This window comes from Microbacterium sp. SORGH_AS_0969, from assembly GCF_030818255.1.
GTDB lineage: Bacteria > Actinomycetota > Actinomycetes > Actinomycetales > Microbacteriaceae > Microbacterium.
In genome coordinates this window covers 1,171,852-1,196,197 of record NZ_JAUTAG010000001.1, presented here as the reverse complement: position 1 = coordinate 1,196,197, position 24,346 = coordinate 1,171,852, and the positions used below count along the sequence as shown (strand labels likewise).

At 69.9% G+C, this 24,346-nt stretch carries 29 protein-coding genes; 14 read left to right on the top strand and 15 right to left on the bottom strand.

Annotated elements, in window-relative coordinates; all coding sequences use genetic code 11:
* Nucleotides 1–30 precede the first annotated feature (30 nt).
* Nucleotides 31–258: a DUF3253 domain-containing protein gene (locus tag QE388_RS05515; RefSeq protein WP_307383695.1), complete on the top strand. Its 228-nt coding sequence runs from the start codon at nucleotides 31–33 to the stop codon at nucleotides 256–258.
* 182 nt (nucleotides 259–440) lie between these two features.
* Here the strand turns inward: QE388_RS05515 and QE388_RS05510 are convergent, their stop codons facing one another.
* The 4 genes from QE388_RS05510 to purL all read right to left on the bottom strand — a co-directional run bounded on the left by QE388_RS05510 (nucleotide 441) and on the right by purL (nucleotide 5,165).
* Nucleotides 441–1,169 (bottom strand): hypothetical protein, encoded by a 729-nt coding sequence (locus QE388_RS05510; protein WP_307383693.1) that lies wholly within the window; start codon nucleotides 1,167–1,169, stop codon nucleotides 441–443.
* Between the two features lie 34 nt (nucleotides 1,170–1,203).
* The gene (locus QE388_RS05505) at nucleotides 1,204–2,130 is read right to left on the bottom strand and encodes a hypothetical protein (RefSeq protein ID WP_307383691.1); all 927 of its coding nucleotides are present in this window, start codon (nucleotides 2,128–2,130) and stop codon (nucleotides 1,204–1,206) included.
* 453 nt (nucleotides 2,131–2,583) lie between these two features.
* Nucleotides 2,584–2,718: a hypothetical protein gene (locus QE388_RS05500; protein ID WP_275044580.1), complete on the bottom strand. Its 135-nt coding sequence runs from the start codon at nucleotides 2,716–2,718 to the stop codon at nucleotides 2,584–2,586.
* A 68-nt stretch (nucleotides 2,719–2,786) separates the two neighbouring features.
* Nucleotides 2,787–5,165, bottom strand: a complete 2,379-nt coding sequence (gene purL, locus QE388_RS05495; RefSeq protein WP_307383686.1) for a phosphoribosylformylglycinamidine synthase subunit PurL — start codon at nucleotides 5,163–5,165, stop codon at nucleotides 2,787–2,789.
* A gap of 460 nt (nucleotides 5,166–5,625) precedes the next feature.
* On the opposite strand from purL, the gene QE388_RS05490 reads away from it, so the two are divergent.
* The 4 genes from QE388_RS05490 to QE388_RS05475 all read left to right on the top strand — a co-directional run bounded on the left by QE388_RS05490 (nucleotide 5,626) and on the right by QE388_RS05475 (nucleotide 7,297).
* Complete coding sequence (locus tag QE388_RS05490; RefSeq protein WP_275798014.1) at nucleotides 5,626–5,895, top strand: hypothetical protein; 270 nt, start codon at nucleotides 5,626–5,628, stop codon at nucleotides 5,893–5,895.
* 228 nt (nucleotides 5,896–6,123) lie between these two features.
* Nucleotides 6,124–6,504 carry a hypothetical protein gene (locus tag QE388_RS05485; RefSeq protein ID WP_307383684.1) on the top strand — a complete coding sequence of 127 codons (381 nt, stop codon included), beginning with the start codon at nucleotides 6,124–6,126 and terminating at the stop codon, nucleotides 6,502–6,504.
* A 157-nt stretch (nucleotides 6,505–6,661) separates the two neighbouring features.
* Nucleotides 6,662–6,760 carry an FAD-dependent monooxygenase gene (locus QE388_RS05480; protein WP_275798010.1) on the top strand — a complete coding sequence of 33 codons (99 nt, stop codon included), beginning with the start codon at nucleotides 6,662–6,664 and terminating at the stop codon, nucleotides 6,758–6,760.
* Nucleotides 6,761–7,042: 282 nt separating this feature from the next.
* On the top strand, nucleotides 7,043–7,297 hold the full coding sequence (locus QE388_RS05475; protein WP_275798009.1) for a hypothetical protein: 255 nt from the start codon (nucleotides 7,043–7,045) through the stop codon (nucleotides 7,295–7,297).
* 65 nt (nucleotides 7,298–7,362) lie between these two features.
* Here QE388_RS05475 and QE388_RS05470 read toward each other — a convergent pair whose 3' ends face one another.
* From QE388_RS05470 to fdhD, 5 genes are all read right to left on the bottom strand, one after another.
* The gene (locus QE388_RS05470; RefSeq protein WP_307383681.1) at nucleotides 7,363–7,740 is read right to left on the bottom strand and encodes a hypothetical protein; all 378 of its coding nucleotides are present in this window, start codon (nucleotides 7,738–7,740) and stop codon (nucleotides 7,363–7,365) included.
* A 176-nt stretch (nucleotides 7,741–7,916) separates the two neighbouring features.
* A complete protein-coding gene (locus tag QE388_RS05465) occupies nucleotides 7,917–8,735 on the bottom strand; it encodes an AAA family ATPase (RefSeq protein ID WP_275798005.1) in 819 nt (272 codons plus the stop codon).
* Nucleotides 8,732–9,190, bottom strand: a complete 459-nt coding sequence (locus QE388_RS05460) for a hypothetical protein (protein ID WP_275798003.1) — start codon at nucleotides 9,188–9,190, stop codon at nucleotides 8,732–8,734. Before QE388_RS05460 ends, QE388_RS05465 begins: the two co-directional genes overlap by 4 nt.
* A 199-nt stretch (nucleotides 9,191–9,389) precedes the next feature.
* On the bottom strand, nucleotides 9,390–11,714 hold the full coding sequence (locus QE388_RS05455) for an FdhF/YdeP family oxidoreductase (protein ID WP_275798001.1): 2,325 nt from the start codon (nucleotides 11,712–11,714) through the stop codon (nucleotides 9,390–9,392).
* Between the two features lie 60 nt (nucleotides 11,715–11,774).
* Nucleotides 11,775–12,665, bottom strand: coding sequence for a formate dehydrogenase accessory sulfurtransferase FdhD (fdhD, locus tag QE388_RS05450; protein WP_275797999.1), 891 nt, complete (start codon nucleotides 12,663–12,665; stop codon nucleotides 11,775–11,777).
* A 471-nt stretch (nucleotides 12,666–13,136) separates the two neighbouring features.
* Here fdhD and QE388_RS05445 point away from each other — a divergent pair, with 471 nt between their 5' ends.
* Genes QE388_RS05445 through QE388_RS05420 form a run of 6 tightly spaced genes read left to right on the top strand, consistent with a single transcriptional unit; the run spans nucleotide 13,137 to nucleotide 16,275 of the window.
* Nucleotides 13,137–13,619: an Asp23/Gls24 family envelope stress response protein gene (locus tag QE388_RS05445; RefSeq protein WP_307383677.1), complete on the top strand. Its 483-nt coding sequence runs from the start codon at nucleotides 13,137–13,139 to the stop codon at nucleotides 13,617–13,619.
* Complete coding sequence (locus tag QE388_RS05440; protein ID WP_307383675.1) at nucleotides 13,616–13,804, top strand: DUF2273 domain-containing protein; 189 nt, start codon at nucleotides 13,616–13,618, stop codon at nucleotides 13,802–13,804. Before QE388_RS05445 ends, QE388_RS05440 begins: the two co-directional genes overlap by 4 nt.
* Nucleotides 13,801–14,193: a hypothetical protein gene (locus QE388_RS05435; RefSeq protein ID WP_307383672.1), complete on the top strand. Its 393-nt coding sequence runs from the start codon at nucleotides 13,801–13,803 to the stop codon at nucleotides 14,191–14,193. The genes QE388_RS05440 and QE388_RS05435 overlap by 4 nt, the downstream gene beginning before the upstream one ends.
* Nucleotides 14,193–14,771 (top strand): DUF6286 domain-containing protein, encoded by a 579-nt coding sequence (locus QE388_RS05430; protein ID WP_307383669.1) that lies wholly within the window; start codon nucleotides 14,193–14,195, stop codon nucleotides 14,769–14,771. Before QE388_RS05435 ends, QE388_RS05430 begins: the two co-directional genes overlap by 1 nt.
* Nucleotides 14,771–15,358 (top strand): hypothetical protein, encoded by a 588-nt coding sequence (locus QE388_RS05425; protein ID WP_275797989.1) that lies wholly within the window; start codon nucleotides 14,771–14,773, stop codon nucleotides 15,356–15,358. Before QE388_RS05430 ends, QE388_RS05425 begins: the two co-directional genes overlap by 1 nt.
* Nucleotides 15,359–15,375: 17 nt before the next feature.
* Complete coding sequence (locus QE388_RS05420; RefSeq protein ID WP_307383667.1) at nucleotides 15,376–16,275, top strand: Asp23/Gls24 family envelope stress response protein; 900 nt, start codon at nucleotides 15,376–15,378, stop codon at nucleotides 16,273–16,275.
* A gap of 166 nt (nucleotides 16,276–16,441) precedes the next feature.
* On the opposite strand, the gene QE388_RS05415 is transcribed toward QE388_RS05420, so the two are convergent.
* The 4 genes from QE388_RS05415 to QE388_RS05400 form a co-directional block, all read right to left on the bottom strand.
* Nucleotides 16,442–17,803 (bottom strand): ABC transporter substrate-binding protein, encoded by a 1,362-nt coding sequence (locus tag QE388_RS05415; RefSeq protein WP_307383665.1) that lies wholly within the window; start codon nucleotides 17,801–17,803, stop codon nucleotides 16,442–16,444.
* Nucleotides 17,804–17,833: 30 nt separating this feature from the next.
* Nucleotides 17,834–18,769 carry a carbohydrate ABC transporter permease gene (locus tag QE388_RS05410; protein WP_307383664.1) on the bottom strand — a complete coding sequence of 312 codons (936 nt, stop codon included), beginning with the start codon at nucleotides 18,767–18,769 and terminating at the stop codon, nucleotides 17,834–17,836.
* The gene (locus QE388_RS05405) at nucleotides 18,769–19,722 is read right to left on the bottom strand and encodes a carbohydrate ABC transporter permease (protein ID WP_275797981.1); all 954 of its coding nucleotides are present in this window, start codon (nucleotides 19,720–19,722) and stop codon (nucleotides 18,769–18,771) included. The genes QE388_RS05410 and QE388_RS05405 overlap by 1 nt, the downstream gene beginning before the upstream one ends.
* Before the next feature lie 260 nt (nucleotides 19,723–19,982).
* The gene (locus tag QE388_RS05400; protein ID WP_307383661.1) at nucleotides 19,983–20,477 is read right to left on the bottom strand and encodes a DUF1990 family protein; all 495 of its coding nucleotides are present in this window, start codon (nucleotides 20,475–20,477) and stop codon (nucleotides 19,983–19,985) included.
* A gap of 484 nt (nucleotides 20,478–20,961) precedes the next feature.
* Here QE388_RS05400 and QE388_RS05395 point away from each other — a divergent pair, with 484 nt between their 5' ends.
* The 3 genes from QE388_RS05395 to QE388_RS05385 all read left to right on the top strand — a co-directional run bounded on the left by QE388_RS05395 (nucleotide 20,962) and on the right by QE388_RS05385 (nucleotide 23,691).
* A complete protein-coding gene (locus tag QE388_RS05395) occupies nucleotides 20,962–21,420 on the top strand; it encodes a GNAT family N-acetyltransferase (RefSeq protein ID WP_307383659.1) in 459 nt (152 codons plus the stop codon).
* Between the two features lie 49 nt (nucleotides 21,421–21,469).
* On the top strand, nucleotides 21,470–22,657 hold the full coding sequence (gene glp / locus QE388_RS05390; RefSeq protein WP_307383657.1) for a gephyrin-like molybdotransferase Glp: 1,188 nt from the start codon (nucleotides 21,470–21,472) through the stop codon (nucleotides 22,655–22,657).
* 206 nt (nucleotides 22,658–22,863) lie between these two features.
* Nucleotides 22,864–23,691, top strand: a complete 828-nt coding sequence (locus QE388_RS05385) for a DUF6457 domain-containing protein (protein WP_307383654.1) — start codon at nucleotides 22,864–22,866, stop codon at nucleotides 23,689–23,691.
* 4 nt (nucleotides 23,692–23,695) lie between these two features.
* Here the strand turns inward: QE388_RS05385 and QE388_RS05380 are convergent, their stop codons facing one another.
* Complete coding sequence (locus tag QE388_RS05380; RefSeq protein WP_307383652.1) at nucleotides 23,696–24,091, bottom strand: type II toxin-antitoxin system VapC family toxin; 396 nt, start codon at nucleotides 24,089–24,091, stop codon at nucleotides 23,696–23,698.
* A complete protein-coding gene (locus QE388_RS05375; protein ID WP_307383649.1) occupies nucleotides 24,088–24,339 on the bottom strand; it encodes a type II toxin-antitoxin system Phd/YefM family antitoxin in 252 nt (83 codons plus the stop codon). The genes QE388_RS05380 and QE388_RS05375 overlap by 4 nt, the downstream gene beginning before the upstream one ends.
* Between the last annotated feature and the right edge of the window lie 7 nt (nucleotides 24,340–24,346).

Genomic DNA, 24,346 nt, shown 5'->3' with positions numbered 1-24,346 from the left:
GCCCCCTCATCAGGTGCGGACCCTCGGCTCGTGGCATCCATTCGCGAACTGCTCGCGGCTCGGGATGCCGATAAGACGATCTGTCCGTCGGAGGCCGCCCGCGCGGTGGGCGGCGACGACTGGCGCGACCTCATGCAGCCCGCGCGGGACGCGGCGCACGAGCTGGTCGGTCTCGGCGAGGTCGAGGTGACGCAGAAGGGCGAGGTCGTCGACGTGATGACGGCACGGGGTCCGGTGCGGATCCGCCGGAAGCGCTGAGCTACGCGGCGGTTCCCGTGCGGCAGCGCAGGCGGGACTGCCGCGGGGTCAGACCGCGGGCGCGGATGGAGCGGAATCGGATAGGTGAACCGGAATCGGATGCCGCCGGGCCGCGCGTCCGATTCTGGTGCGGTGCCCCGACTCCGGCGCGGTGAGGCGCGGCCGCGCGGCTCGGAGCGGGGTCAGACCGCGGGCTCGGGCGGCGTCCGCGGTGCGGGCTCAGCGCCGCGCGGCAGCTCGAGCGCGACCTTCTTCTCGAGCTCCTCGACCGCGTCGTCCGAGAGCCAGATCAGGCCGTCGAGCTCCTCGCGCACGCGCTTGTACGCGAGCTGGCGCTCGTTCGGCGTCGCGGCTTGGTCGGTCGCGACCGTGAGCAACTGCTTCGCGGTGTCGAGACGCTTGCGCTCATCGGGCGAGAAGGCAGCGTCCTTCACTCGGCGGGCATCGCGTTCAGCCACCTCGAACGCGACCTCGTAGTCGGTGACGGCGTCGCGGTACTCCTTGAGCCGCTCGGGGGAGAGCGTCTCACCGTCGCGGGGCCGGAGGTTGTCCGCGACCTTCTTCGCGCGCAAGAACGCGGCGGTCAGCGGCTGGCGGCCGTCGCTCATCGCCGGGTAGGTGATGAGCTTGTCGGCGTCGAGCTCGTACTCCAGCCAGCGGTGCGTCACGGCGTCCTGCGCGGCGATGATGCGCTGCTGGTCGTCGATGCCGACGGGGGCTGCCGCGAGGGGAGCCGCGGGGGCTCCGCCCTGCGCGCGGATCAACTCGATCTGCTCCCGGTGCCGACGGCGGGCCTGCACTTCGCGGCGCTTGATCACGCCGTTCACCGCCCCCATCGTCATCCCGAAGAGCGGAAACACGAGCCACCAGTAGCTGCCCGCGAATGTCCAGAAGTCGTGCACCCCCGTCATGCTACGCCGGTCCGCGATGACGACCTCGCCGGGATCACTCGGGGTCGGCGCTCTTCCGGCCGCGCTTCGTGTTCCGTTCGTTCCAGCTGCGCGCGGCGGCCCGCCCCATGGACTCCATCGACCGGGCGAGGGCGCGCTGGGCGGACTCGGCGAGATCGGATGCCATGCGTCCCCAGGCGTCGGAACCGTCGAACGCCGGGGGCGGATTCTTGTCACCGTGTCGGGCGATGCGCTCCGCGTGGTCGAACGCGTTCACCGTGCGGCGGACCGCGTCGCGGTACGCGAGGAAGTCCGCGGGTTCGAGGCGCGTCTGTGCCGATGCGGGGCGAAGCCACTGCGCCTTCTCGTGTGCCCGGAGGAACTCGGCGAGCAGAGGCGACCGAGAATCCGACATCCCCGGGAAGTCGATCGCGAGCGCCGGATCGGTCTCGTAGGCCATCCAGCGCGCCAGAACGGCGTCGTGTTCAGCGAGCAGACGGTCGACCGGCAGGGGCGCGCTCCCGCCACGGATGGCCGGGAGCATCGCCTGCGCGGCCTTGACTGCGGCTCGTCGCGCCCGCAGATCGGCCGTCGCGGCGCGCAGAGAGTGCTGGGCCGCGACGAGGCGCGCTCGCGCCGCCGACACGGCTTCGGAAGAGCCTCGGGATGCCGCCCGCTCCGCCTGTGCGCGAACCACCTCGGCATCGGCGATCTTGACCTCGGCTCGCCCGCGGGTGATGGCCTGCCGTGCGGTGAGGAGGTCGAGCTGCGCCGCGTCGAGTTCGAGTCGACGGGCCGCGTTCTTGCTCATCGGGCGGGACGCCCAGGCGCGAGCCGCGCGGTCCCCCGTCGTGGTAGTGCCGGCGGGGAGGGCGCGCTGCTGGCGCGAGCGGCGCACGCCGATCCAGCCGAGTGTGCCGGCACCGGCCGCCGCGGGCCCGATCCACCACCACTCGGCCAACAAGACCATCAGCGGCTCCACGCTCCCATGCTACGTCGGGCATGCGACGCGTCGCTTGCCGTCGGGCCGGATTCGCGCAGGGGCTGGGGCTGGGGCAGGGGCAGGGGCCGGGGCGGGGGCAGGACCGGGGCGGGGGCAGGGGCTGGGACCGTGGCCGGGGTGGGGGCCGGGGCTGGGGCTGGGGCTGGGGCTGGGGCTGGGGCTGGGGCAGGACCGGGGCCGGGGCCGGGGCCGGGGCCGGGGCCAGGAGACGCGGACCCCATCGATCCGTGGTCGCAGATTCGGATCAGTGCAGCGGATTCGGATGAGATCGGAGTTTTCGTCCGGATCTGCTGCCTCGGTCCGATTCTGCGCGGGCGGTCGTGCGCGCGCGGGCAGCGCGGGAGTCACGCGCGCGGAAGCAGCGCGCACCGGAGCAGCGCGCACCGGAGCAGCGCGCACCGGAGCCGCGCGCGCCGGGCGTCCCGCCTCGCGTCAGCCGAAGATCAGCGTCAGCACAGTCGCGCCGCCGCCCGTGAGAACGAGGGCTGCGATCACCACCCACGCGGTCACCTTCACGCGGCGCTGTCGTTTCTCGTCGAACACGGACATGTCGTCGTCGTTCGTCACCGCGTCTCCTCTCGGTGTGGGCGGGCGGTTTGGGGCGGGCGAGTGGTTCGGGTCCGGCGGGCCGAGCCTCAGGCCACCGGCTCGGCGACCGTCGGACCGAAGACCGCGGGGAGCGTCTCGGTCGACAGGCGACGCAGCTCCGCGACGGGCACCGTGAAGACATCCTGGATCTCCAGGGATGCCTCGGTGCCGGGCTCGACGTCGGTCACGCCGATGCGGAGCACCGGGTATCCGCGGCCATCGCAGAGGCCGCGGAACTTCACGTCTTCCTCGCGGGGAACGCTCACCAGCACGCGCCCGGTGGACTCGCTGAACAGTGCGGCCGTGGCATCCACTCCGTCACGCTCCATGAGTTCGGTGAGCCACACGCGCGCGCCGACGCCGAAGCGCATGACGCCCTCGGCGAGGGCCTGGGCGAGACCACCCGACGACAGGTCGTGAGCGCTCGAGACGAGTGACTGCGACCCCGCGGCCTGGAGCAGCTCGGCGAGCTTGCGCTCCTGCGCGAGGTCGACCTTCGGCGGGCGACCGCCGAGGTGGTCGTGGATGGTGCCCGCCCACTGCGAGCCGTCGAGCTCGTCGGCGGTGACGCCGAGCAGGTAGAGGTTCTCGCCGGCATCCTGCCATCCGCTCGGGATGCGGGCTGCGACGTCGTCGATGATGCCGAGCACACCGACCACCGGGGTCGGGTGGATCGGCTGGTCGCCGGTCTGGTTGTAGAACGAGACGTTGCCGCCCGTGACGGGGATGCCGAGCTCGAGGCATCCATCGCTCAGACCCTCGACGGCCTGGCTGAACTGCCACATGACCTCGGGGTTCTCGGGGCTGCCGAAGTTCAGGCAGTCGGTCACCGCGGTAGGCACGGCACCTGTGACGGCGACGTTGCGGTACGCCTCGGCCAGCGCCAGCTTCGCGCCGTTGTAGGGGTCGAGCTGGTTGTAGCGGCCGTTGCAGTCGGTCGCGATCGCGAAGCCGAGACCCGTCTCCTCGTCGACGCGGATCATGCCGGCGTCGTCGGGGAAGCTCAGCGCGGTGTTGCCGAGCACGTAGTAGTCGTACTGGTTCGTGATCCACGAGGTGTCGGCGAGGTTGGGGCTCGCCACCAGCGTCGTGAACTGCTCGCGGAGGGTCTCGGCATCCGACGCCCGGGGAAGTGTCGCGGCGGTGTCGTCGTTCAGCGCGTCGATCCACGTCGGGTAGGCGACGGGACGCTCATAGACGGGGCCGTCGACGGCGACCGTCGAGGGGTCGACGTCGACGATGCGCTCGCCGTACCAGTCGATGACGAGGCGGCCGTCGCCCGTGACCTCGCCGAGCACGCTCGTCTCGACGTCCCACTTGCCGACGACCGCGAGGAAGGCGTCGAGCTTCTCGGGAGCCACGATCGCCATCATCCGCTCCTGCGACTCCGACATGAGGATCTCTTCGGGCGTGAGCGACGGGTCGCGCAGCAGCACCTTCGAGAGTTCGACCCTCATGCCGCTGTTGCCGTTGGCGGCGAGCTCGCTCGTGGCGCACGAGATGCCCGCGGCCCCGAGGTCTTGGATGGCCTCGACGAGGTCGCCCTTGTAGAGCTCGAGGCAGCACTCGATGAGCACCTTCTCGGCGAACGGGTCGCCCACCTGCACCGCGGGACGCTTGGTGGGGCCGCCGTCGGCGAAGGTGTCGGATGCCAGGATGCTCGCGCCACCGATGCCGTCGCCGCCCGTGCGGGCACCGAACAGCACGACTTTGTTTCCCACACCGGTGGCGTTGGCGAGCTTGATGTCTTCGTGGCGCATGACGCCCACAGCGAGGGCGTTGACGAGCGGGTTGCCCTGGTAGACGGCGTCGAACACCGTCTCGCCGCCGATGTTCGGCAGGCCCAGGCAGTTGCCGTAGAACGAGATGCCGCTGGTGACGCCGTGGACCACGCGCGGGGTGTCGGGGTGGTCGATCGCGCCGAAGCGCAGCTGGTCCATGACCGCGACCGGGCGCGCGCCCATCGAGATGATGTCGCGCACGATGCCGCCGACGCCGGTGGCCGCGCCCTGGAAGGGCTCGATGTAGCTCGGGTGGTTGTGCGACTCGACCTTGAAGGTGACCGCCCAGCCGTCGCCCACGTCGACGACGCCGGCGTTCTGCCCCATGCCGACCATGAGCCGGGTCTTCATCTCGTCGCTGACCTTCTGGCCGAACTGACGGAGGTAGATCTTGCTCGACTTGTAGGAGCAGTGCTCGCTCCACATGACCGAGTACATCGCCAGCTCGCCGCTGGTGGGGCGGCGGCCCAGGATTTCGCGGATCTTCGCGTATTCGTCGCTCTTGAGGCCCAGGGCGCCGTACGGCTGATCCTTCTCGGGCGTCGCGATGGCGTTCTCGACGGTGTCAGCAAGAGCTGTGCGGGCGGCGGGGTTCGGGGTGGTCACGCGGCTGAGCTCCAAGAATCGCAGGGGCCGGACGGGCATCAGTCTAGTTGGGGCCGCCGATCCTGAGCCGCCGACGTGGACAGGTCGCGGCCTCGGCCCCGCTGGGGAGGAGCAGTGGGGTGTGGCATCCGTTCTGTGGGCCCGGGTGCGGCTGCCGGCGCGGGCCGCCGTCGGTGCCCGCGCCGTCGTGCGGAGTTCGATGGCGACACACCGGTTCCGGATGCCGTGGGGCGGCGTGTCTGGAGACAACTCCGCGTGACGGAACAGGGGGCAGCTGCCGTTCCGTCGCGATCCGCGGGCGCCGCCGGACCGCGCGGCGGGTGACGGCGTCGCCGAAACGTGCTCGAGACATACCGGCGGTAGCGTGCGTCGCATGTACGACGACTTCGGACGCTGATCGGGCCTCGGCCCCCGCGCGACCGCCGACCGGCGCTCGCCTCTTCAGCGTTCCCACCGACCTTCGGACGGTCGGGTGGGATGACCGAACAGGACTACTGCCATGTCTTCATCCGATTTCGCCAACGTCGTCGGCCTCGCCGGCGTCACGCTCGTCGTCGTCAGCTACTTTCTGCTGCAGATCGGCAAGCTTCGCGTCGAACAACTGAGGTACTCGCTCGTCAACGCGATTGCCTCGATCCTCGTGCTGATCTCGCTCGCTGCCCACTGGAACCTCTCCTCGGCCATCATCGAGGGCTTCTGGCTTCTGATCAGCCTGTACGGCTGCGTGAAGTGGCTCCGCGGGCGTCGAAAGGCCGTGTCGACGTCGTGACGGCGCCGGGAACCGGTCGTCGCGTGTTGCGGTGGCCGGTTCCCGGCATCCGGCCTCTTCCGCCTGCACCGTCGTGCGGAGTTCGGCAGCGACGCGCCGGTTCGGGATGCCGCGGGGCGGCGTGTCTGGGGAGAACTCCGCGCGACGGCACGTCGGGGGCCTCGGCCCCGGGTTGTGCCCGGAAGGGGAAGGCGACAGGCTGAGCGGCACCGGACCGAAAGGCGTGCCATGGCCATCCTCAATTTCCAGCTCGTCGTCTCGGGCGACCTCGCCGCGGCGCAGGACGCCACGCGGTCGGCCCTCGAGGCAGCGGACTTCACCGTGACCGACAAGGGGGACCACTGGAAGGCCGCGCACGGCAGCATCGCCCGGACGATGTTCCAGGGATTCATCACGAGTGAGGACTCGCTCCGCGAGGTGCTCGATGTGAAGTTCACCGACCTCGGCGGCACGGTCCAGGTCGACCTGCACCGCCCGATCTTCCAGCCGGGCGGCGGCAACGACGACGGTCTCGTCCAGGTGAGGCTCTACGACGCCTATAAAGAGGCGGTCGGCAAGGTCGCCGCCGACCTCGAGGGCCGCGGCATCCTGGTCAGCAGCAAGATCTGAGGCGGGCGGCCGCGACGTTCCGTCAGGCGGAGTCCGGGCGCGACGCGCCGGTTCAGGATGCCGCGGCACGGCGTGTCGGCGATGATCTCCGCGTGACGGTCCGGGGCGTCATGCCCGACGCCACCGCGCAGAAGCATCGCATGAGAAGGAGGGCGACATGACGTCGACGTGCGCCATCGTCGGCGGCGGACCCGCGGGGCTGGTGCTCGGACTTCTGCTCGCGCGGAGTGGCATCCGGGTCACGGTTCAAGCGTGATTCCGGCGTTCGTCATCGGGGTCGGCCCGCGGCCGGAACGGGCGCCGAGCTGGGCGCGGCCCGAGAGCGACTGAGCGGGGCCACGTGGGGGATGGCGGGCGTCTGGGGCCGAGGGGCCCGCGGGGGCGATCCGGGCGGAACGCGCGCGGTGCCGGTTCCCGAGATGCGCTGGATCCGGAGACACACGCCAGATCCGGACGGAATCGTGAGTTCGATCCGGATCTGCGTTCGTGATCCGGATCCGGCGCGCACGGCCTGGGCGGGTGCCGCTACCATCGCGCCATGACCTCTCCCGTGGCGCCGGTGCGGACGAGCACTCTCGCGGTGATCGGCTTCATCGCGGCGTTCATCGTGCCGATCGCCGGTCTCGTGATCGGCATCGTCGCGCGGAATCAGCTCGCGCGGCCGGACAACGTCGAAGCGGGCGTCGGGTTCGCGCGGTGGGCCATGATCATCGGGGCGCTCGGAACAGCGGCAAATGTCGTGTTCATCGTCATCTGGGCATCGTTCATGACCCGCGCGTTGTCGTCGTTCTGATACCCGAGCAGCGCGATCGCCGAAGGATTGACTGTGCCGCTCACTGGGTGGGCGAACGAGGAGCTTCAGTCGTCTTCCTCGTCATCCGAACTGGCGACCTGTTCGATGCGGACCTGGAACTCGGGGATCTCGCGCACGGTTTGGGTGAGAGAGATCACCTCGCCCGCCCACTCGATCGGCGGAGTGGGGGACGAACCCAATTCCGCACGAGCAGCTTTCACATCGACATTGTCGCTCCATTGCCAGGCGAGAAGCGGGGTCAACCCGTGCTCGGAGACCTCAGAGCAGAAGAGATCGATGGCTTCGGTGACCTCCGGTGCCGTGGAATCGATCCACGACGAACCTATGGTCACAGTCGTGGCTCCGCGTTCGATCGCCAACGCGTGAGCTGCCCAATCGATACGCAGCGTCACTTGGATCCAGCACTTGGACTCCGCATCCATCCCGCGAAGGAGGAAGTGCGAGACCCAGCGACGCGTGACCAGTTTCGTCGCGTGGTCGAGTGATCGTGGGCTCGCTGATATCGCTCGGCGCAAAGCGACTCGAACCTGGTGCACCAAGAGCGACAGTCGAGCGTGGGATGACGAGTTCGAGGAGGATCGCGAGTGGGAGCCGGTCATCACAGGGCCTCCTTGCTGTCTCGTCGACTCGAAGCGAGCACCTCGGCGCTGCGAAGAATCGATTCGACCGTCGGCGGTGGAACGATCGGATCGTGTCCATCTCGGATGAGCGCGAGGAGTTCCGTGAGGGAGCGCTTTGCTATCGCATCCGACAACGACGTGTTCTGCGCGAAGGCGACGGCATCCGCGAAGAAGGAAACGGGCTGCGTGGGGTGGTTCGTGACGAGCACCTCGGCGAGGCCTTCGAGCCCTGCCGGGAGGATGTCCGCCACGACGAACGTTCTCTCCGCGACAGTCGGTTCCCAGCGGAAGAGGTCGGAGCGACCCGTGCGCATGACGGGCGCGTGGAGAAGCGAGAAGTCGTTGCCGGTGAGGATGATGGGGACCCGGCGGGTGTCAAAACCCTCCACGATGGTCGGAGAGTCCGACAGGTTCATGAGGGCGTTGTTGACCATCTGTCGGTTCATCGTGTACTGGACGTTGGCGCCCCAGCTCCCGAGCGCGGTGTCGATGTCGTGGATGACCAGGGCGGCACCGAGTGCTCCGCCCCTGAGCGCTTCGCCCGCCTCTCGGTACGTGTCCCGAATGAGTTGAGCGGGGTACCCGGCATTCGGGCTCTCAAGTTGGTCCCCCGCGATCGAGAAGACTTTCACCCCAGAGTCGCCGGCGACCGCGTCGACCGCGAAGGTCTTGCCGCTTCCCGGCTCGCCCTCGATGCAGAGGATGAGTGGGATGTGTCGCAGCGCGGCGGCGGCGAGGTTGCGGAAAAGATGCAGCTCGATCCGCTCACGCAGGCGGTGTGGCACCGGGGACGTCATCGCGCATCCGCCTCTCGGCGCTTCCGTACGCGTTCCGCCAGCAACTCGAGAGAGTTCTTCGAAGGTGATGAAGAAATGGCGCGTGCCATCCACGTCACTTCGTCGTGGCCACCGTTCGCGGGCGACCCGGTCGCGGACAGGGCGGGTCCGGGAGGCGGTGCGATCGGAGGCATGTCGGGAATTTCAATCGGCGTGCCGTCTCGGATGATGATGGGGCCTTGAAGGGACGGGGAGATCCTCAGACCCGCTATGCCTTCCACCAATCGGGTGACCGCGTCGATCACCGCGTTCGGATCCGGCGACCCATGTGAAGCAGTGAGGCGCTCGATCTCGAGTTCCAGCTTGCGGATGCGGAGTTTGCGTTCCTTGCCGTCGAGCCAGTGCCGGAGAATGTCTCGCGCGATGCCGATCGGGGTTGTCAGCAGGCCGGATGGGGTGCCCGTCGGTTCGATCATGGTCGCCATTCTGGCGATGGAGAACGTTCGTGTAGTCGTTGCTGGCTGTGGTCCACCCTGTGATGCCACGACCTTCACCCTCTCGCCTTGAACTGCGGGGTGAGACTGCGGGGTGTTGACGCGGCCCGCATCGACGATGTCTCCGTCCGCCCCTTGCTGTTGTCGACAGCGGGGATGACGGCCGGATGAGCTCAGACCCTCAACTCGCGGTCTTCGCGATGCGGACCCGGATGTCTTTCATCAGCGGCTGGTCGCTCTGGCGGCTGTAGTCGTCGGGGCCGAGCAGCACGTTGAGCTCGGGGAAGTACCCGGCGGCGCTGCCGCGCGGGGTGTCGTACTCGAGCGCGCGGAAGCCCGTGACGCTGCGCACCGAGCCGTCGCGCGAGGTCGCGACGATGTCGACGAGGTCGCCCTCGGCGATGCCGCGGTCCTTCATGTCTCGGCGGTGCATGAACACCAGCTCGCGGATGTTGCGGACGCCCCGGTACCGGTCGTCGGCCGAGTAGATCGTGGTGTTCCACTGGTCGTGGGAGCGCATGGTCTGCAGCACCAGCACGTCGGCCTCTTCGGGGATGACGTTCGGCAGCTCGGCATCCGAGAACTCCGCCTTGCCCGACGGCGTCCGGAAGTCGCGCTCGCGGGCCGGCTGCGGGATGCGGAAGCCGTACTGCTGGCGCACGAGCTCGTTGAAGCCCTCGAACCCGGGCAGCACCTTCGCCATGGTGTCGCGGATACGGTCGTAGTCGCCCACGTACCACTCCCACGGCGTCGCCGAGTGGGGCATGGTGGCGCGAGCGATGCGCGCGATGATCTCGGGCTCGCTCAGCAGGTGCGGAGACGCGGGCTTGCGGGAGCCGAGCGAGAGCATGACGGAGCTCATGGCATCCTCGGTCGAGATCGACTGGGGGCCTGCCTCTTGCACGTCACGCTCGGTGCGGCCGAGGCACGGGAGGATGAGGGCCTGCTTGCCGTGGGTGAGGTGGCTGCGGTTGAGCTTGGTGCTCACGTGGACGGTCAGCTCGCAGCGGCCCATGCCCTCGGCGGTGAGCTTCGTGTCGGGAGCAGCCCGGACGAAGTTGCCGCCCATGCCGACGAACACCTTCAGATCGCCCCGGTGCAGCGCAGCCACCGTGTGCACGGTGTCGAGGCCGGGCTCTCGCGGCGAGGTGATGCCGCACACCTCGTCGAGCTTCGCGAGCCACTGCTCGGTGGGCTTGTGGTTGATGCCGCACGTGCGGTTGCCCTGCACGTTGCTGTGGCCGCGCACCGGCGAGGGTCCGGTGCCCTTTCGTCCCACGTTGCCGCGCAGCAGGAGCAGGTTGACGATCTCGCGCACGGTGTCGACGCCGTGCTGGTGCTGGCTCACACCCAGACACCAGCTGATGACCGTCCGGTCGGCGCTGAGATAGACGTCGGCCGCCCCGCGGATCTCGGCTTCGGTGAGCCCCGCCTGTTCGACGAGCTGGTCCCACGGGGTCGCTTCGACCAGAGCGCGGTACTCATCGAGCCCGGTCGTGTACTGATCGAGGAAGGCCTGGTCGAGGGCGCTCGGGTCGGTCTCGGACGCCTCGAACACGACCTTCGCCATGCCGCGCACGAGAGCGAGGTCGCCGCCCGGGCGAACCTGCAGGTTCATCGTGCTGGTCGGCGTGCTGTGGAACGTCGCCATGTCGACGATCTCGTGCGGCACGATCGTGCGCGTGCCGGCGACCTCGCGCAGCGTGTTGACGTGCACCACCTGTGCGCCGCGGTCGATCGCCTCGGCAAGGCTCGTGAGCATGCGCGGAGCGTTGGAAGCCGCGTTCACACCGAGCACGAAGAGGGCGTCGCAGGTCTCCCAGTCTTCGAGGTCGGCGGTGCCCTTGGGGGTGGCGAGGGATGCCGTGAGCCCGCGCCCCGAGCCCTCGTGGCACATGTTCGAGCAGTCGGGGAGGTTGTTCGTGCCGAGCTCGCGCGCGAACAGCTGGTAGAGGAACGACGCTTCGTTGCTGAGTCGCCCCGAGGTGTAGAACGCCGCCTGGTCGGGGGAGTCGAGAGCGGTGATCTGCTCGGCGATGAGGCGGAAGGCGTCGTTCCACGAGATCGGCACGTAGTGGTCGCTGGCGGCGTCGTAGACCATCGGACCGACGAGGCGACCGGCGTCTTCGAGAGCGAAATCGGTCCACTGCGACAGCTCTGTCACCGAGTGCTCGGCGAAGAACTCCTTGCCGACGCGCTTGTGCGTCATCTCCCAGGTGACGTGCTTGATGCCGTTCTCGCAGATGTCGAGCGCGACACCCTTGTCGTCGGGCCACGCGCACCCGGGGCAGTCGAAACCGCTCTTCGGGTGGTTCATCGTGAACATCGCCCTGGTGCCCGCGATCGGCTGGCGTTGTTCGAGCAGCACCTTGCCGACGGTGAGCGCGGCGCCCCACCCGGCGGCGGGGTGCTCGTACTCGCCGGTGCTCGACCAGTCGCCCGTCACGGCCGGTCCGAGGCCGCCCTGGCGGGGCTTCTCGGTCATCAGGCCGAACGATTCACCCATGCTCACCCTCCGTGGATTTCGGTGCCGGGCCGGTGGCATCCACCCGTCCCGCGCTCTTCGTCAGCGTACGCTCGACGGCTCTGCGGCAGAGGGGGTTGTGGGCGCGTCGGTGGAGGGAACCGCGATCCGGTCGGCGCGGGAGTACAGGTTCATGCTGCCCCCGCGCACGAAGGCGGCGAGGGTGAGCCCCGCGCGCTCGGCCAGCTCGATCGCGAGCGACGACGGCGCCGACACCGCCGACAGCATCGGGATGCCGGCCATCACGGCCTTCTGTACGAGCTCGAAGCTCACGCGCCCCGACACCTGCAGCACGGTGCCCCGCAGGGGGAGTCGGTCGTTGAGCAGCGCCCACCCGACGACCTTGTCGACCGCGTTGTGCCGACCGACGTCTTCGCGGACGACGAGCATCTCGCCCGTCTCGATGTCGAAAAGAGCAGCGCCGTGCAGCCCGCCGGTCTTGTCGAACACCTTCTGCCCCGCGCGGAGGCGGTCGGGGAAGGCCGCGACATCCCGTGCCTCCACGCGCACCTCGTCGGTCGAGACGTCGTACGTCGACACCTTCTCCACCGCCTCGATCGACGCCGTTCCGCACACACCGCACGAGCTCGTCGTATAGAACGAGCGGGCGATATCGGGCGAGGGGAGCGCGACCCCGGGGGCGAGGGTGAGGTCGAGCACGTTGTAGGTGTTGCCGTCCGCGCCGCCCGTGCCGGGTCCGCCGCAGTGGATCGCGCGGGCGAACTGGTCGCCGCGGCTGATCACCCCCTCCGACACCAGGAAGCCGGCCGCCAGTTCGATGTCGTGTCCGGGGGTGCGCATGGTCACGGCGAGCGGTGAGCCCGCGACGCGGATCTCGAGTGGTTCCTCGACGGCGATGGCATCCGGTCTCTGTCGATTCACCCCGTCGAGGGTGATGCGCGTCACGCGACGCGAGGCGGTCAGGCGACCCACGTCAGGGCTGCCGCGCGGGAGAGGGGGACATGCGTCGAGCGTACGCCCGGGGTCTCATCGCACGGGTCGCCGGAGCGTCGATGCGGTCCATCTGCATGATCGGCGGGGCGCGTGTGAACGGCTCGGGCAGGCGAGAGAGGGCGTCGCATACGGGTCATGCAACCGGGCTGAAGCGCGGTGCGGGAGTGGCGATGCGGTCCATCTGCATGATCGGCGGGGCGCGTGTGAACGGCTCGGGCAGGCGAGAGAGGGCGTCGCATACGGGTCATGCAACCGGGCTGAAGCACGGTGCGTGGGAGCGCGCACACCGACGAGATGACGCGGATTTCAGGCTTTCGCATTCATGCGAATACAGAATCCCGAACTTTTTTCAATCCCCGCGTGACGTTTCCCGCACCCGGTACGTCTTATCCACGTAGGCCAAATCGCTTACCCCGGCCCCGCCGGGCACCACACGTGAAAGGCACCGACATGGCTACCGAGGCCCCCACCACCCCCGCCGCGCAGAACGTCCCCCAGGCGGCGTCGCGCGTCAACCGCCCCCTCAACGCCCGCGGCTCGGAGACCCCCACCGAGGGCAAGACGACGATCGCCGACGGCGTCGTCGCCAAGGTCGCCGGCATCGCCGCGCGTGAGGTCGCCGGCGTGTACGCCCTGGGTGGCGGCGGAGCACGTGCCCTCGGCGCCATCCGCGACGCGATCAACGCCACCGACCTGACGCAGGGCGTCAAGGTCGAGGTCGGCGAGACGCAGGCCGCCGCCGACATCACGATCGTCGTCGAGTACGGCGCCCCGATCCAGGAGGTCGCCGACCAGGTCCGTGGTCGCGTGGCCGGCGCCATCAACCGTCTCGTCGGTCTCGAGGTCGTCGAGGTCAACGTCGACGTGAACGACGTCCACATCCCGGGCGACGACAACAACGACGACGACAGCAACGAAAAGCGCGTCCAGTGAGCCCCACCACGAAGGGCGCGCTCGTCGGGCTCGTCCTCGCTCTCAGCGCCCTGATCTTCGGCTTCTGGGGATTCATCCTCGTCGCCCTGTTCATGGCCATCGGAATCGTCGTCGCGCGCATCACCGCCGGCGAGATCGATTTCGGCAACATCGTCAACGCCTTCAAGGGTCGGAGCACATCGTGACCACCGTCACCGCTTCCCCCGGGGTCGGCAGCCGCACCACGGTTGCCGGCCCCGGCCTCCCCGCGGGCCGCGTGAACGTCGCCGACCGTGTCCTGCAGAAGACGGCGGAGCGCGCCGCAGCCGAGATCATCGGGGTGGATGCCAAGAACGTCCGCGTCGAGATCGTCTCGGCCCGCGACACCGCCGTGGTGCGCGTCACCACGCCGTTCCCCGTGCCGCGCCTCGACGACACCGCCGCGGTCGGCGCGGCCACGCCCGTCCTCGAGGCGGCGCGCACCGCGCAGACCGCCCTGCGGTCTCGTCTGACACACCTCTTCGGACGCGACGTCTCGCGGGTCGACCTGACCATCTCGGGCGCCAGCGTCCCCCAGCGAAAGCGAGTGCTGTGATGACCGATACCGTGCTCCGCACCGTCGTGCGTCGCGAGACGCACTCCCCGCGCACCGTGGCGATGCTCGTCGTGGTCGTCCTCGCGCTGCTCGCGCTGGCGTACGCCGCGGTCGAGATCGTCCTCGCCCTCCTCGGGCAGCCGCCGCTGCTCGTCAGTCCCGGCGCCGCTCTGAACGCGGTCGTCGCGGCACCGACCGCCCTCCTGCCGGTCGCCTTCATCGTCGGCGGCATCGTGCTCGCCCTCGTCGGGCTCATCGTGCTCGTGCTCGCCCTCAAGCCCGGACGCCTGTCGCGTCACGAGATGGCATGGGGAGAGCGGGCCGTCGTCGTCGACAACGGCGTCGTGGCCTCCGCTCTCGCGCAGCACCTCAGCAACGAATCCGGTATCGCTCGTGACGACATCGTCGTGGGTGTCGCCCATCGCACCGTCGACGTCACCGTGCGCCCGCCCGTCGGCATCCCTGTCGATGAGGCGCAGATGCGCCGGATCGTCGAAGACGAGATCGCGACCTACAAGCTTTCGCCCGCCGTGCGCACCCACGTGCGCGTGCAGCGCCCCGACACCAAGGAGTCCTGATGAACGCCACGCGCCGCGGTCTCAACCGCTTCGTCCTCTTCCTCGTCGGCGTCGTCCTGTTGGCGGCAGGCGCCCTCGCGCTCGCCGTGGCGCTGCTCCCCGGCGGAGCCGACACCTGGACCACCGTCATGGGCGGCTTCCAGGGCTGGCTCGAGTCGCTCGGTCGTGAGTCCGCCGGGTGGGGCGCCGTCGCCGCCTTCGTGGTGCTGGCTCTCGTGCTCATCGTGATCGCCTCCGCCGCCGTCCGGGGTCGTCGCCAGGCCCCCCTGCAGTCGACCGGCAGCGACAGCGCCGAGGGACGCATCACCGTCACCGACGGATTCGCTGCCGAGGCACTCAAGAACGCGCTCGCCGAGCGTGACGAGATCCTCTCGTCGCGCATCAGCGCCGGCGAGATCCAGCGCGAGTCGGTGCTGCACGTCGCGGTCACTCCGCGACAGAACACGTCGCCGCGTCAGGTGGCCGAGCACATCGACACGCTCGTGACCAACCTGGCCGCCCTCACCGGGCAGAACCTGCGCGCCTACATCTCCATCCACTCGGGTCTGCGCGCCAAGCTCGCGCGCGACAGCACCCGCGTGCACTGATCCCACGAGGAGACGTCATGACCACCATCGACACCCCCACCCTCGACGCGGCGGCCGAACGCGCGGCCACCGCCGCCGCGACGGTCGACGGCGTGCACGCCCTCGGCAGCCTGCTCGGACGGGCCTCGGATGCCGTGCGTGAACGCGTCGGCCTCGCGAGCACGGTTCCCGGAGTCAAGATCGACACCGACCGCGCTGACTCGGTCACGGCGACCATCTCGCTCGTCGTGGACTACCCCCACAAGCTGCGCGAGGTCTCGGGCGCGGTGCGCTCGGCCGTGCGGACGGCTCTCGAGCCGCTCGGGCGGGGTCGGGTCGACGTCGATGTCATCGTGACCGGTGTCTTCGGCCCGTTCGACCGTGACGTCGTCGCCGAGGCGGAGGAGAAGGCGGATGCCGTCGCCGCCCGCGCGCGGGAGACGGCCGCCACCGTGCGGGAGCGGACGGATGCCGCCGTGACCCGGGTCTCCGAGGTGGTCGACGACGCGAGAGCCCGCGCCTCGGCGGCGACCGACAGCGCGGTGGCCGCGTCGAAGGACATCGCTGCCAGCGCCGCCGAGACCGTCGACGCCGCGGTGGCCAAGACCAAGGACGTCGCGGCCGGTGCCGCTGCCGCCGTGAACGAGACGGTGAAGGCCGCCCGGGAGCGGGTGGCGGTGGACGACGCGCGGGCAGAGGGTGTCGAGCTCGATCACGCCGTCGTGGACGCCCGCGCAACCGCTTCGTCCACCGCCTCTGCCGAGTCCGCGAACGCGCCCGCCGCCGACCGCGCCGACGTGAGCGACGTCGTCGCTGAGGCCCTGGAAGACGCCGCGATCGACATCGCGATCGCCGCCGACGAGGTTCGGGGCGACGACAAGACGTCAGCGACGGACGAGGTCCAGTCGCTCGTGGAGGACGAGAAGCCGCGACCCTGAGGTTCTGAGGCGGGTCGCGGCCATCCACCGCCTCGATGCAGGCTCGCGGGCACCCGTGCGAAACTCCTGAGAATCGCGAGCCCCGATCCCTCTCGGGAGCAGACTTCCGGTTCGTCCCGCCGCTCGCCGAGCGGAAGTCAGGAGTTTCGCACGGGTGCTCTCGGCGTCAGCCCGCCGTCGCGTTGTCGTACGCGCGCTGCGCGGCCTGCTGCGCGTCGGCCAGGGCCTGCTCGGTCGTCTTGTCGCCCAGCAGTGCGGCGGTGATCGCGTTGTTCAGCTCGTTCTGGATGTCCTGCCCGGCGGGCGAGGATCCGAACGAGCGGCCAGAGGCGACCACGTCGTAGTACGTCGAGATGACCTCGTCGAAGCCGGCATCGCCGGTCGGCGTGACGTACTGCGAGCGGATCATCTCGTCGGCCCCGGGGGAGCCGGTGAACAGGCCCGTGTTGAGTCCGCCCTTGCTTTCGATGGTCTCCGCGCGGGCCGCCCCGGCCGCCATCCAGGCGTCGGTCGAGGTGAGGTCGGTCATCCACTGGCAGGCAGCGGCGGGGTTCTTCGCCCCGGCGGGAATGACGAACGCGGTGCCGGACGCGACCGAGAACGGTTGGCCGTCGGCATCCCGGAACGGAACGGCCTGCAACGAGATCTGGTCGCGGTAGGCGCTGAGGACGTTCGGATACCACTGGTTCGCGACCTGCGCGCCGACCTTGTTCGTCACGAACTGGTTCGCGTCGCCGAAGGTGTCGAACGCGTCGGTGAAGCTCTTCACCGCGGCGTAGCCGCCCTGAGCGTCGGTGATGCGCTTGAGGGCGTCGATGCCGGCCGCGTTCGCCGGATCGTCCAGCGTCGGCTTGCCCTCGGCATCCGTGAGCTGTCCGCCCATGCCCAGCACCCAGAGGCCGCCCTGGCCGGTCGCGACCGGGTCGAAGCCGAGTCGTGTCGGTGTGTTCCCCGAGCCCTGGTACATCTTCTCGACGGCGGCGAGCAGGCCGTCCATGTTCGAGGTGTCGAACTCCTCGGGCGTCACGCCCGCTTCGTTCAGCACGTTCATGTTCAGCAGGATCGCGGGCGGCTGGTAGAACTGCGACACCGCGTAGACGGCATCCTGATACGTGACGTCGTCGACCACGTTCTGGTACCAGCGGTCGGTGGGGACGACGCCCTTCGCCTCGAAGCATGCGTCGAGCGGCATGAGGAGTCCTTGAGCGGCATACGTCGTGACGTACCGGCGGTCCATCTGTACGACGTCGGGGACGTTGCCGCCGGCGATGCGCGTCGTGAACTTCTGGGCGTCGAAGGCCGTGGCATCCAGGGTCACCTCGACATCACCGAGCTTCTCGGCCGCGTAATCGAGACGCGACTGACCGACGTCGTCGGCATTCTCGAAGCCCCACGCGGCGAGGGTGCCTGACGGTGTGGAGGAGAAGTCGACATCGGCCGGCGGGTCGTTGACCGTGGTGCTGCACGAGGCGAGCAGAAGAGCGGATGCCGCGAACGCGGCGACACCGGCGAGGGAACGCTTTCGCATGAGGGGGTCCTTTCCGGACAGGGGGGATGGTCAGCCTTTGCGGCCCTGGGTGGCGACGCCCTCGATGAAGTACCGCTGGCCGAAGGCGAAGAGGATGAGCATCGGGAGGGTCACGAGGAGCGAGGCGACCATCACGTACTGGTAGTCGCCCTGACCGCCGGCGCTCGGGCTGTACTTCGTCATCGCGTAGGCGATGCCGAGCGGGGCGGTGAAGTCCTCGACGCTGCCGGCGTTGAGGTAGATGAGTGCCGCCTGCAGGTTGTTCCAGCTGGCCTGGAACTCGAAGAGGAACACGATCACGAACGAGGGGATCGACAGGGGCATCGCGATCCGCCAGAACAGTCCCCAGGCACTGCAGCCGTCGAGGCGCGCGGCCTCGAACAGCTCGCGGGGAACGCCGAGGAAGAATTGCCGCTGCAGGAAGATGTAGAAGGCGCTGCCGAACAGGTTCATGCCCCACAGCGGTACCCACGTGCCGAGCAGTCCGGTCTCTTTCCAGATGAGGTAGATCGGGATCATCGTGACCGCGCCCGGCAGCATCATCGTCGCGAGCACGAGGCCGAACAGGAACCCGCGGCCGGGGAAGCGGAAGTACGCGAACCCGAAGGCGACGATCGAGCTCATGATCGCGACAGTGGTCGCGGCGAGGAGCGCGATCGCGACGCTGTTGAACATCCAGTTGAGCAGCGGCAGCTGGTTCCAGACCTCGGCGTAATTGCCCGGCAGGAAAGTCTTCGGGATGAGGGCGTTGTCGAACACCTCCCCGCGCGGCTTGAGGCTGGCCGCGAGCAGCCACGCGAAGGGGTAGAGGAACAGCAGCGCGAACAGCACCAGCACCGCCGCGAGGACCACCCGGCCGCCAAGGGTCTTCGGTTGGCTGAGCGCGCGGCGCCAGCGCCTGCGCGGAGGGACGACGAGTTCGGGGCGCGCCTGTGCGACGCCGGGGGTCTCCAGGGTGGTGGCCATCAGCGGTCCCCCTCGTAGTAGACGAACCGGTTGCCGAGCCGCACCTGCACGAGCGTGATCAGCAGGATGATGACGAACAGCAGCCACGCCATCGCCGCCGCGAAGCCGAAGTTGAATTGCCGGAACGCCTGCTGGAAGAGGTAGATCGCGTAGAAGAGGGATGCCTCGGGGGAGGCGTTGCTCTGGTCGCGCCAGAACAGCAGGTAGGCCTGGTCGAACACCTGGAACGCCGCGATCGTCAGCACGATGACGTTGAAGAACATCGCCCCGGAGATCATCGGCAGCGTGATCGAGAAGAATCGGCGGATGGGACCCGCGCCGTCGATCTGCGCGACCTCGTACAGATCGACGGGCACGTTCTTGATCGCCGCGAGGAAGATCACCATCGTGCCGCTGACCGTCCAGAGCGCCATGATCACGATGCTCGGCTTCACCCACGCCGGGTCGACCAGCCACTGCGGACCCTGGATGCCGACGGCCCCGAGCGCCTGGTTGATCGCACCGGAGTTGCCGTTGAGGAGGAGGAAGAACACCGCGGCGGTGGCCACGGCCGGAGTCATCTTGGGCAGGTAGTAGAGCGTGCGGAAGATCCCGGCGCCCCGCCCGACTCGGCTCAGCAGCAGAGCGAGGAACAGCGCGAAGGCGATCTCGAGCGGGACGGCCATGACGGCATAGAAGAGCGTGTTGCCGAGGGAGACGGCGACCCGCGGGTCCTCGAACAACTGCGCGTAGTTGGTCGCCCCGACCGGTCGGGCGGCGCCGGTGGCGAGGTTGTAGCTCGAGAACGAGATGACGAGGCTGTAGATCATCGCCCCGGCCGTGAAGATCAGGAACCCGAGGATCCACGGCGAGATGAAGAGGTACCCCGCGATCGCTTCGCGGCGGTTGTACTTGACCTTGTGGCGGCGGGGCTTCTTCGAGTCGTCGGTGGTCGGGGCGGTCGAGAGGGTCACCGGTGCGCCCGGTCGGGGGCCGTGGTGTCGTCGTTCATGGGTGTCTCCTCTCGCACGCGCCCTCGGCGTCGAGAAGCGCCTCGCCAGGGTCGAGAAGCGCCGAGAAGAGGTCCAGGGCGTTGCCAAAGCGATCGCGGAGTGGGATAAGCGCTTCTGCGCGCGGGCGAAACTCCTGAGATTCTTCGGGGAGGTCGGATGCCGCGCCCTCCGGTGCGGGAATCGCGGCCGGGCGGGCCCGATTCTCAGGAGTTTCGCCCGCGTCAGCGCTCGTCGAGCGCGCGAAGGTACCGCCGTGTCATCCAGGCCTGCACGGCGCGACCGAGCGGAGCGGCGACCCGGGTGAACCAGCGACCCGGCTTCGAGAACGCGGCAATCTCGAACGCCACGTCGCCCGAGGGCAGCAGCGTGAGCGCGAAGCGTTCCTCGCCGCGTTCGGGGTGCCCGGGCAGCGTGCCGTACGCGAAGCCCGCAAGCGTCTCGGTGCGCTCGGCCCACACGATGAGGCACGGGATCCGAAAGCTCAGGATGCCGAGCCCCAGGCGCATCGTCACACGGTCGCCCTCGCGCAGCGGCGTGTGCGGCATCTCGACCCGCGCCCCGGCCCGGCGCTGCGCCTCACCCGCGAGAAGGGCGTCGGCGGCTCGAGCCAACACCTCGGGGCCGCGACCGATGACGCGGCGGGCGCGGACGTGGTGGTATCCGGGCGGCATCTCTCCGGCGGTCGCGCCGACCTCGGCATAGGTCAGGTCGTCCATGGGGCCACGGTATCCGGGACGCCGGCGTGGGGTGCGGGGGATTGCGGCGGGTCCGGAGCGGGTTGCGGGTGCGGCGGTGGCTGGGGTTGTGGCCGGGGCGCCGCGCCGCTGCGGCGGTGGCTGGGGTCGGCGCGGGGCGGGGGCGCGTCGCGGGTGCGGCGGTGGCGGGGGGAGGAGAACTGGGCGAGGGAGGACGTGGGATCGGTCCCGGGTCCTCCGCTCGCCCCATTTCCTCCGCTGAGCACCCGGGCTGGGGTCGGCGGTGGGTGGGCGCCGTGCCGCCGGCGGTGGTGAGGGGAAGAGATCTGGGGGAGGGAGGACGTGGGATCGGTCCCGGGTCCTCCGCTCGCCAGATTCCCTCCGCTCGGCATCGTGGTGGGGACAGGCGGTGGGAGCCACGGTTCGCGGCGCGGCCCAGATTCTGCACGCACCAGAGGCCCCCGCGGGCGCCGCCGATGTCGGAGCGGGCTGCGAGGATGGCGGCATGATCGAGTTTCGCGAAGCGCGACCCGCCGACATCGACGCGATGGTCGAGGTGCAGAATGCGATCCATCGCGCGGGCCTCCGGCCGTCGCCGGTCGACGCCGCCCTCGTCGAGGAGCGCTACTTCGACGCCGAGCACACGATCTCGTGCACCGTCGCCGACCGCGACGGCGTCGTGGTGGGCTTTCAATCGCTCAAGCGGGCGTGGCCGGGCAACCCCTACGGGGTCGAGACGGGCTGGGGCATCATCGGAACGCACATCCATCCCGAGGTCGGCCGCAGCGGCATCGGACGCAGCCTGTTCGCGCGATCGCTGGCCGCCGCCGAAGCCGCGGGCTTGCGCCACATCGATGCCACGATCCGGGCTGACAATGCTCCCGGGCTCGCCTACTACACGGCGATGGGGTTCGCGCCCTATCGCGACGGCGACGGCGCGATCCCGCATCGCTTCGACCTCTGACCCGCGCCTACGCTGAGTCCATGCCCCTCGCTCGCCTCGGATCGATCGCGTGATCGACGTCACCGAACACCTCGCGGCGATCCTCTCGGCCGTGCGACCCCTCGAGCCCGAGCCGCGTGGTGTGGCGGAGGCGCGCGGCCGGGTGCTGCGGCATCCTGTTCTCGCCGAGGTCGACGTCCCCGGATTCGACAGCTCCGCGATGGACGGCTTCGCGGTGCGCGAGATCACCGGCCCGGCCACGCTGCGGGTGATCGCCGACCTCCCCGCGGGCACGCAGGACGATCCGAGGATGGATGCCGGCGAAGCCGCGCGCATCATGACGGGCGCGCCCGTGCCGACCGACGCCACCGCGGTCGTCCCGTTCGAAGACACCGAACGCGGGCTCGCCGGTGGACTCGGGGACGTCACGGTCCTCGCCGCTCCGCGCGGCCCCGGAGCGCATATTCGCCGCCGCGGCTCGGATGTCCGAGAGGGCGACCTCGTCGTCGCGGAGGGCGTGCGACTGACCGCCGCTCGGCTCGGTGCGATCGCCGCAGCGGGTGTCGGGACGGTCTCGGTGTCGCGCGCGCCGCGCGTGGCCGTGGTCTCGACCGGCTCCGAGCTGCGGCCGGCCGGTGAACCGCTGCGCCGCGGGCAGATCCCCGAGTCGAACAGCGTGCTCCTCGCCGGTCTCGCGGAAGAGGCCGGGGCCGAGATCGTGCTGCGCACGAGTGTCGGCGACGAGGGCGACGGGCCGCGCGAGGCCATCGCCGCCGCCGAAGCTGCGGGCGCCGAGGTCGTCGTCTTCTCCGGCGGGGTCAGCGCGGGCGCCTACGAGGTCGTGAAGAACACGCTCGGCGATCTGATGCGCTTCGACCGCGTGCGGATGCAGCCGGGGAAACCGCAGGGCTTCGGGAGCACGCCCTCGGGCACCCTGTTGTTCGGTCTGCCCGGGAACCCCGTGAGCGCCGCGGTGTCGTTCGAGCTGTTCGTGCGACCGGCGCTGCGCGCCCTCGAGGGTGATGCCGACCTCGGCCGCGAGACGCTGTGCGTCGCGCTCGCCGCGGATCGTCGCGCCCGACCGGAGCGCGTTCAGTACGTGCCGGTGCGCCTCGACCGCTCCGACCCCGCCCGGTGGACGGCTCTGCCGACGGCGCACGGAACCCGCGGCCTCGGCGAGGCCGAGGGCCTTGCGATCATCCCGCCGAGCGACCGCGACCTCGTGGCCGGCGACCTCGTGACGGTGACCCGGTGGTGATGGGCCCTGGGGTGACGGGCCCTGCGGTGACGGGCCCTGGGGCGACGGGCCTTGCGGGGGCGGGCCCTGCGGTGACGGCCCCTGAGGTAACGGCCCCTGAGGTAACGGCCCCTGGGGTGGCGGGCCCTGCCGTGACGGACTTGGTGGTGACGGGCCCTGCGGAGACGGACCCTGCGGAGACGGGCCCTGCGCGGGCGGACCCGGTGGTGAGCGTCGACGCGATCCTGCTGGCCGGGGGCCGCGCATCGCGCGTGGACGGCGCCGCCAAGCCGCTCTTCGAGGTCGACGGCCGGACGCTGCTGCGCGCGGGATACGACGCGGTCCGCGCGGGCGGCGCGAGCAACGTCGTGGTCGCCGGCCCACGACTCGACGATGACCTCGCCGTCACGTGGACGCGCGAAGACCCGCCCTTCGGTGGACCGGTCGCCGCGATCGTGGCTGCTCTCCCGCTCGTCGACGCCGCCGACGTGTTCGTGCTCGCCTGCGACCTGCCGACCGCGATCCCGGCCGTCGCCGCGCTGCCCGACCCGCTCCCGACGGGCGTCGACGGGGCGTGCCTCGATGACGGTCGACGCCAGTGGCTCATCGGCCGCTACCGGACCGCCGCGCTGCGGGCGGCGGCATCCGGTCTCCTCGATCGAGGACGGGATGCCTCCATGCGGGCGCTGCTCGGCGGACTCCGCGTCGAGCCGATCGCCGTCGACCCGGCCCTGACGCGCGACGTCGACACGTGGGACGATCTTCGAGCAGCCCGAGGAGGAGCCATGACCGAATCCCGTACCCTGCCGCCCGAGGCGCTGAACGACTGGAGTGCCGCTCTCGCGGAACGCTTCGGCCTGAGCGAGGGCGACATCCCCATCTCGCTGGTCCTCGACCTCGCGCGCGACGTCGCGAACGGTGTGGCTCGCCCGGCTGCTCCGCTGAGTGCGTTCGTCGCGGGGCTCGTCGCCGGTCGCGCCGGTGGGTCGCCCGCCGATACCGAGGCTGCCGTGGCCGCGGTGGTCGAGATGGCGCGCGGCTGGGAGAACCGGTGAGCCACTAGCCTCGCCCGATCACGTCGACTGCCAGGCCACCGGATGCCGCTTGCAGCCGCGCGTCGTTCGTCCAGAACGCCGTGCAGCCCGACTGCCGAGCGATCCCGAGATGAAGCGCATCCGCCGTCGAGAGACCGGGGTAACGGGCGCGAAGCAACGCCGCATCGAGGTAGGCGTCCGGCTCCGCGAGCAACAACTCGAAGGCATCGAACGCGCTCCACATGCGCAGTTGCGCGTCGGCATCGCCGTCTCTCATCGGCTTGACCAGAGATTCGAGCACCGCGAGAGGACTCGTCGCGACGCTCGCCTCCGCGGTGGCGAGCGCGCTGCGCGCCCGATCACCGATGTGGTCGTCGCGCTCCACGGCGTAGATGACCAGACAGCTGTCGACGTAGATCACGCCCCCGCGGCCCGGTTCTCGGCGATGATCGCCTCGATCTCGTCGGCGGGACGAGCCCGCTCGGGCGTGAGCGGGTGCTCCTGGAGCCACGTCGCGAAGGCGTTTCGCGGACGCTGCGGCGCGGCATCGACCGGAACGAGTCGCGCGACCGGAACCCCGCGGCGAGCGATCGTCACCTCGATCCCTGATTCGACGTCGGCGATCAGCTTCGACAGACTGTTCCGCGCTTCGAGGACGTTGTACATCATGCTGGCA

Bases quoted from the DNA above. Each gene is read 5' to 3' on its own strand.
- QE388_RS05445 (WP_307383677.1), top strand. From the start codon at position 13,137: ATGGCTACCGAGGCCCCCACCACCCCCGCCGCGCAGAACGTCCCCCAG.
- QE388_RS05410 (WP_307383664.1), bottom strand. From the start codon at position 18,769: ATGGCCACCACCCTGGAGACCCCCGGCGTCGCACAGGCGCGCCCCGAA.
- purL (WP_307383686.1), bottom strand. From the start codon at position 5,165: ATGCCCGTCCGGCCCCTGCGATTCTTGGAGCTCAGCCGCGTGACCACC.
- QE388_RS05485 (WP_307383684.1), top strand. From the start codon at position 6,124: ATGGCCATCCTCAATTTCCAGCTCGTCGTCTCGGGCGACCTCGCCGCG.
- QE388_RS05455 (WP_275798001.1), bottom strand. From the start codon at position 11,714: ATGGGTGAATCGTTCGGCCTGATGACCGAGAAGCCCCGCCAGGGCGGC.
- QE388_RS05415 (WP_307383665.1), bottom strand. From the start codon at position 17,803: ATGCGAAAGCGTTCCCTCGCCGGTGTCGCCGCGTTCGCGGCATCCGCT.
- QE388_RS05510 (WP_307383693.1), bottom strand. From the start codon at position 1,169: ATGACGGGGGTGCACGACTTCTGGACATTCGCGGGCAGCTACTGGTGG.
- QE388_RS05430 (WP_307383669.1), top strand. From the start codon at position 14,193: ATGACCGATACCGTGCTCCGCACCGTCGTGCGTCGCGAGACGCACTCC.
- QE388_RS05400 (WP_307383661.1), bottom strand. From the start codon at position 20,477: ATGGACGACCTGACCTATGCCGAGGTCGGCGCGACCGCCGGAGAGATG.
- QE388_RS05460 (WP_275798003.1), bottom strand. From the start codon at position 9,190: ATGATCGAACCGACGGGCACCCCATCCGGCCTGCTGACAACCCCGATC.
- QE388_RS05470 (WP_307383681.1), bottom strand. From the start codon at position 7,740: ATGGATGCGGAGTCCAAGTGCTGGATCCAAGTGACGCTGCGTATCGAT.
- QE388_RS05475 (WP_275798009.1), top strand. From the start codon at position 7,043: ATGACCTCTCCCGTGGCGCCGGTGCGGACGAGCACTCTCGCGGTGATC.
- QE388_RS05420 (WP_307383667.1), top strand. From the start codon at position 15,376: ATGACCACCATCGACACCCCCACCCTCGACGCGGCGGCCGAACGCGCG.
- QE388_RS05480 (WP_275798010.1), top strand. From the start codon at position 6,662: ATGACGTCGACGTGCGCCATCGTCGGCGGCGGACCCGCGGGGCTGGTG.
- QE388_RS05395 (WP_307383659.1), top strand. From the start codon at position 20,962: ATGATCGAGTTTCGCGAAGCGCGACCCGCCGACATCGACGCGATGGTC.
- QE388_RS05375 (WP_307383649.1), bottom strand. From the start codon at position 24,339: ATGATGTACAACGTCCTCGAAGCGCGGAACAGTCTGTCGAAGCTGATC.
- QE388_RS05490 (WP_275798014.1), top strand. From the start codon at position 5,626: ATGTCTTCATCCGATTTCGCCAACGTCGTCGGCCTCGCCGGCGTCACG.
- QE388_RS05465 (WP_275798005.1), bottom strand. From the start codon at position 8,735: ATGACGTCCCCGGTGCCACACCGCCTGCGTGAGCGGATCGAGCTGCAT.
- QE388_RS05425 (WP_275797989.1), top strand. From the start codon at position 14,771: ATGAACGCCACGCGCCGCGGTCTCAACCGCTTCGTCCTCTTCCTCGTC.